This window comes from Pseudonocardia sp., assembly GCF_050246655.1.
In the GTDB taxonomy this organism is placed as follows: Bacteria; Actinomycetota; Actinomycetes; order Mycobacteriales; family Pseudonocardiaceae; genus Pseudonocardia.
Map to the genome: position 1 here is coordinate 1 of NZ_JBFWVQ010000195.1, position 6,194 is coordinate 6,194.

6 protein-coding genes are annotated in these 6,194 nt (G+C 74.2%); 1 reads left to right on the forward strand and 5 read right to left on the reverse strand.

Annotated features, from left to right (window positions below; translation table 11 throughout):
• From AB7J25_RS29780 to AB7J25_RS29795, 4 genes are all read right to left on the reverse strand, one after another.
• On the reverse strand, nt 1–775 hold a 775-nt coding region (locus AB7J25_RS29780; protein WP_428514570.1), incomplete at its 3' end, for an RluA family pseudouridine synthase.
• Nucleotides 768–1,307 (reverse strand): signal peptidase II, encoded by a 540-nt coding sequence (lspA, locus tag AB7J25_RS29785; protein ID WP_428514572.1) that lies wholly within the window; start codon nt 1,305–1,307, stop codon nt 768–770. The genes lspA and AB7J25_RS29780, both read right to left, overlap by 8 nt.
• A gap of 15 nt (nt 1,308–1,322) precedes the next feature.
• The gene (locus tag AB7J25_RS29790) at nt 1,323–2,801 is read right to left on the reverse strand and encodes a potassium/proton antiporter (RefSeq protein WP_428514574.1); all 1,479 of its coding nucleotides are present in this window, start codon (nt 2,799–2,801) and stop codon (nt 1,323–1,325) included.
• A gap of 21 nt (nt 2,802–2,822) precedes the next feature.
• The gene (locus AB7J25_RS29795) at nt 2,823–3,977 is read right to left on the reverse strand and encodes an acyltransferase family protein (protein WP_428514576.1); all 1,155 of its coding nucleotides are present in this window, start codon (nt 3,975–3,977) and stop codon (nt 2,823–2,825) included.
• A 50-nt stretch (nt 3,978–4,027) separates the two neighbouring features.
• Here AB7J25_RS29795 and AB7J25_RS29800 point away from each other — a divergent pair, with 50 nt between their 5' ends.
• Nucleotides 4,028–4,771 carry a lysostaphin resistance A-like protein gene (locus AB7J25_RS29800; protein WP_428514578.1) on the forward strand — a complete coding sequence of 248 codons (744 nt, stop codon included), beginning with the start codon at nt 4,028–4,030 and terminating at the stop codon, nt 4,769–4,771.
• Here the strand turns inward: AB7J25_RS29800 and AB7J25_RS29805 are convergent.
• Nucleotides 4,755–5,804: a class I SAM-dependent methyltransferase gene (locus AB7J25_RS29805; protein WP_428514580.1), complete on the reverse strand. Its 1,050-nt coding sequence runs from the start codon at nt 5,802–5,804 to the stop codon at nt 4,755–4,757. The two genes, AB7J25_RS29800 and AB7J25_RS29805, sit on opposite strands and share 17 nt — an antisense overlap.
• Between the last annotated feature and the right edge of the window lie 390 nt (nt 5,805–6,194).

Here is a 6,194-nt window from a genome sequence, read left to right on the forward strand (position 1 = left end):
CGTAGGTGAGGTCGCCGACCAGGGGGTGGCGCAACGCCGCCATGTGCACCCGGATCTGGTGGGTGCGGCCCGTCTCCAGGGTGACGTCGAGCAGCGACGCGGCGCGGAACGCCTCGATCGTCTCGTAATGGGTGATGCTCGGCTTGCCGCCTGCGACGACGGCGAACCGGTGGTCGTGGCGCGGATGGCGGTCGATCGGGGCGTCGATGGTGCCCCGCGACGGATCCGGGTGGCCCTGCGCCAGCGCGTGGTAGCGCTTCTCCACGGTGCGTTCCCGGAACGCCCGCTTGAGTTCGGAGTAGGCGCGCTCGGACTTCGCGACGACCATGACGCCCGTCGTGCCGACGTCGAGCCGGTGCACGATGCCCTGCCGCTCGGCCGCCCCGGACGTGGCCACCTGCACGCCGAGGGCGGCGAGGCCGCCGAGCACGGTGGGGCCCGTCCAGCCGGGGCTCGCGTGCGCGGCGACGCCGACCGGCTTGTCCACGACGACGAGGTCGGCGTCCTCGTGCAGCACCGCGAGCCCCGCGACGACCTCGACGGGGCCGAGGATCGTCTCGGGCCCGCGGTCCGGATCGGGCAGCTCGACCTCCAGCCAGGCGCCCGCGACGAGCCGGTCCGACTTCCCGGCGATGCGCCCGTCCAGGGCCACCCGGCCGTCCTCGGCGAGGGCGGCGACGACGGTGCGGGACATGCCGAGCAGCCGCGAGAGGCCGGCATCGATGCGCAGCCCGTCCAGGCCGTCCGGGACGGGGAGGCTGCGGGTCTCACCCATCGGCGGCCTTCTCACCGGTGCGGGTGCCGTCCAGCTCCCGGCCCAGCAGCGCGAGCAGCACGAGCAGCGCCCCGCCGATGACGATCGCGGAGTCCGCCAGGTTGAACACCGGGAACACGCTGCCGTCCGGGGCGAAGACCGACACCGTGTCCACGACGTGGCCGCGGAACGGGCCGGGCGAGCGGAAGATCCGGTCCGCGAGGTTGCCGATAGCGCCGCCGAGGATGAGCCCGAGCGCCACCGCCCAGCCGGTGGAGCGCAGGCGGCGCGCGATCCGGATGATCGCGACCACGACGGCGAGCGCGACGATGGTGAGCACCCACGTGTAGCCGGTGGCAAGCGAGAACGCGGCACCGGGATTGCGTACGAGCACGAGGTAGACCAGCCCGCCCAGCAGCTCGACCGGCTCGCGGCCCTCCAGGAGGGCGACCCCGAGGACCTTGGTGATGACGTCGAGCATCACCACCATGATCGCGATCACGGCCAGCAGGGCGACCTTGCGGGGCGCGAGGACGTCGCTGCCGGAGCTCACACCCTCGATTGTTCCTCATCGGCCGGCCTCGCCCCGCCAGCGGGCCAGCCGGCCGGCCCGGTCGACGGCACGGATCCGCGCCTCGGCCGCACCGCGTACCTCGGCGGTGGTGACGACGAGCAGCTGGTCGCCCTCCCGCAGGCGGGTCTCCCGGCCCGGGGTGAACGCGGCCCCGTCACGGACGACGAGGCTGATCGTGGCCCCCGCGGGCAGTCGCAGCTCGGCGAGGTACACGCCGCTGAGCCGGGAGCCGACCGGGATGCGGACCTGGAGCAGGTCCGCGCCGAGCTCGTCCAGGGGCGCGGCGTCGACCTCCAGGGCGCGCGGCTGCGCCGACCGGGAGACCCCGAGCCGCCGCGCCACCCACGGCAGCGTCGTGCCCTGGATCAGGGTGAGGGCGACGACCAGCACGAACACGACGTCCACGAGCATGGCGGCGCCCGAGGCGCCCTCGGTGAGGGCCAGCAGGGCGAGCACGATCGGCACGGCGCCGCGCAGCCCCGACCAGGACAGGAAGAGCTGCTCGCGCCACGGCACCCGGAACGGCAGCGCCGCCGCGACCACGGACAGCGGGCGGGCGGCCAGCACGAGGACCAACCCCGCCACGAGCGCGGGCCACAGCGCGGCCGGCACCCGCTGCGGGGCGGCGTAGAGCCCGAGCAGCACGAAGAGCCCGATCTGGGCGAGCCAGCCCATACCCTCGGCGAAGGACATCACGCCGCCCCGGTGCGGAAGCCGGGCGTTGCCGAGCACGAGCGCGCACACGTACGTCGCGAGCAGGCCGGAGGCGTGCAGGAGCTGGCCCGTCGAGTACGCGAGCACGGCGACGGCGATCGCGGCGAGCGGGTAGAGGCCGACGGACGGCAGGGCGGCGCGGCGCAGCGCCCAGCCGCCGACCAGCCCGAGCAGGCCCCCGACGACCGCCCCGGCGGCGAGCTCGTAGACGACCACCAGCGGCGTGAGCCAGGTGATCGGATCGTCGGAGGCGAGCAGGATGACCGCGAGCACGACGGGGGCGTCGTTGCAGCCGGACTCCATCTCCAGCGCCCCGGACAGCCGCGGCGACACGCCGACGCCGCGCAGCACGCTGAACACGGCCGCCGCGTCCGTCGACGAGAGCACCGCGCCCCACAGGAACGCCACCCGCCACTCCAGGTCCAGGAGATGGTGGAGCGCGACACCGACGACGGCGATGCTCACGACCACCGCCACCGTCGACAGGGCGATGCCGAGCCCCAGCGCCGGGCGCACCGACTCCCATCGAGTCGTGAGGCCGCCCTCGATGAGGATCATGACGAGCGCGGCGAGCCCGAGGGACTGGGTCAGGTCGGCGTCGGCGAACGGGATGCCGAGCACGGCCTCGCCGAGCAGCACCCCGATGCCCAGGTACAGCAGCAGTGAGGGCAGCCCGAGCCGGACGGAGGCGCGTACGGCGAGGACCCCGACCAGTACGACGGTGGCAACGGCGCCGAGCAGGATCTCCAGGCTCGCCATCCGCTCACCTCCGCGCTGACCTTAGTGGGGCGCAGGTCGCGGCCTGCGTCGTCCCCGCCGGTTGAACAGCCAGATCACGGGCAGGGTGCACACGAACGACACCGCGATGTAGAGGGGGCGTTCGAGCCACCAGCGCAGGTCCGGGACCGTGGCCTCGGCGAGCTCGCCGTTCCACGCGTAGATCAGGCCGCGCCCGATCGCCATGCCGGTGGTGTGGAACAGGAAGACGGGCATCGCGAACCGGTTGATGATCTCGACGAAGCCGCGCGGCCCGGGCCGTTCCAACCACCGCGACATGCCCGGCCGCGCGATCTCGGCGATGCCGACCTGGAACGCGAGCAGCGCGACGATGCACAGCGTGGGCGGCGCCATGTTGGACGTCTCCCCCGGAACGCCCACCATCGAGCCCGGGTAGAGGCCGGAGCCGACCAGCCCGATCAGCCCGAACAGGCCCGCCCACATCAGCGCGGCGTCGACGTGCCGCGGGGCGCGGACCAGCGCCTCCCACCAGAACCCCGCCATGAACGCCAGGCCCCAGACCAGCAGCATGTTGACCCAGCCGGCGGCCTCCCAGCCCACCCGGAAGCGGAGGATGTCGACGATCACGACCAGCCCGATCATCCACACGAACGCCACCGGGCCGAACCGCCGCGCGATCGCGAACCAGAGCGGGATCAGCGCGATGAGCCCCAGGTAGACCCCGAGAAACCACAGGGGGCTGATCACCAGCAGCACGGCGCGGCCGATCCACTCCAGCCCCAGCCCCGCCCACAGCACGAGGCCGAGCCCGATCCAGACGCCCGCGACCACGAGCGCGGGCACCGACAGCCGCCGCAGGTTGCGCAGGACGAACCGGTCCAGCGTCTCGCCGCGGATCCGCGCCCGCTGCCAGGCGAGCAGGTGCACGTAGCCGCCGACGAAGAAGAAGAGCGGCAACACCTGGAACAGCCAGGTGAGCATCCACAGCCCCGAGGTGAACCCCAGGGGGCTGGTGGCACGCGGGCCGTCCGGCAGCCAGATGAGGATCGTGAACGCCCAGTGCCACAGGACGACGACGAGGATGCTGCCGGCGCGCAGGAAGTCGATGTAGCGGTCCCGGCCGTACTCGTCGCGGCTGCCGTCCGGGGGCTCCGGACGCGGCGCGGGCGTGCCGCCCGCCGCGTCCACCGAGCTCACCGTCCACCCCCGAGGTTGCGCGCCGGCCGCCGACCCGGACGATGGAGTGTGTGACGACGACGCTGGAGGCCCGTCCCGGGCCGCCCCCCGCCGCCGCTCGACCGCTCAGATTGCGGCTGGCGTTCTTCGCCGCCGTGACGATCCTCGCAGCGTCGAACGTCGTGAGCAATCGGATCTGGCCCGAGGGGTACGTGCTGTGGAACCTCGCGATGACCGGCCTGCTGCTGGTCGGCGCGCGCGCCGCAGTAGGCCTGACCTGGGCGGATCTCGGCCTGCACCGCCCGAGGCTTCGGCGCGGGGTGCTCGTCGGCGCGGCCGTCGCGGCGGCCGTGGCGGTGGTCTACACGATCGCGTTGTCGCTGCCCTCCACCCGGGCGGCGTTCCTCGACGAGCGGGCGGCCGGGCCGCTGGCGCTGGCGCTGTTCGCCGCGCTGATCCGGATCCCGCTGGGCACGGCGGTGCTCGAGGAGACGGCGTTCCGCGGGGTCCTGCCCGCCCTGGTGGGCGGCGGCTGGTGGCGGGCGACGCTCGTGTCGTCCGGCCTGTTCGGGCTCTGGCACATCCTGCCGTCGATCGGCATGGGCAGCGCCAACGCCGCGTACGGGGCGGCGTTCGGCGGCTGGGGCGGGGTCGCCGAGATCGCGGTGGCGGTGCTCTTCACCTTCGGTGCGGGGATCTGGCTGTGCGCGCTGCGCCGCTGGAGCGGCCACCTTGCGGCACCGATGCTCGCGCATGTCGCGACCAACTCCTTCGGCGTGCTCATCGCCTGGTGGATGATCACACACGCCAGCTGATCGTCGCCGCCCGCTTCGTCCGGGGCGGCAGACCGGCCAGCGCTCCGGCCACCTCGGCGACCCGCTCCGGTCCGAGGCACAGCCGCCGCGTCACCCATTCCGCGTCGTGCGGCGGCGTGCGGGCGCGCTCCCACGTCACGACCTCCGGGGTGATCCCGAGCTCGCGCAGCACCGCGACGGCGTCGTCGTGGGTCGCGGGCGGCGGGCGGTACAGCCCGTGGAAGCGCGCGAACAGCGGGTCCAGCCAGGCCATCGGGTGCTCGGTGAGCATCTCCACCACCACGCCCCGGCGCGCCGCGGCGCTCAGCGCGCGCACGAACGGGGGCAGGTCGACGACGTTGTGCAGCACGTGGTGGCACACCACCACGTCCGCTCGGCCGGCCTCGGGGGCGATCTCGGGCCAGCTGCCGCGCACGGTCGTGTACGCGATCCCGCGGGCGGTCGCGTCGGCCGCGAACGCGTCCAGCATGTCCTGCTGGCGGTCGACACCCGTGAGGTGACGGGCGGCCCCGGTCAGTGCGAACGCCGCGTCGCCCGCGCCGCAGCCGACGTCGATCACCGTGCCGCCGTCGATCGCTGTGCCGCCGTCGATCACTGTGCCGCCGGCCACTGTGCCGCTGTCGATCACGGTGCCGCCGTCGCCGAGCAGGTCCAGCGCCGTCGCGCGGGAGGGGGTGTCCGTGGGCACGTCGGGGGCGGTGAAGTCGCGCGCGTCGTGGCGCCACGGGTCCGCGGGCGCGGCCGCCAGGATCTCCCGGGGTAGGCCGCGGCCCCGCTGCAGCTCTGCCCAGCGGCGGGCCGCCGGCCGTCGCGGCGCTGGTTCGTGGGTCGCCGTTCCCACCGCCGCCGTTCCCGCCGTCGCCGTTCCGTCCGCTGCCGTTCCGTCCGCTGCCGTTCCGTCCGCCGCCGTTCCCGCCGCTGCGGTTCCGTCCGCTGCCGTTCCCCCCGCCGCCGTTCCCGCCGTCGCCGTTCCGTCCGTCGCCGTTCCCCGTGCCGCCCGTTCGGCCGTGCCGGCCACGTCGGATGTCTCCATGTGGGCGAGTCTGCCGCAGCCGCACCGGTGGGTGTCCGCCGCCGACCGTGCCAGGTGCCGTGTGCTGCGGGGAGCTGTGGGCTGATGGCCGCGTCGGGCCCGCTCGAACATACGTTCCATAGTTCGCACCGGCCGCCGGGCACCCATCGGGCCCGCTCGAACACACGCTCCGTCGCTCGCACCCGCACCCGGACACCCCACCGGGCCCGCTCGAACACGTGCTCCACCGCCCACACACACCGCACGATGCCCGCAGGCAGCATGTGCGACCACGCTACGGTGTGTGCGAACGCCCAGCCCCCCGGAGCTCAGCTGCCCCGCAGCTCCACGAGCCGCGCCGCCAGCGCGGCGTCGTCCCCCGTCAACTCCACGATCTTGTCCCGGCCGCGG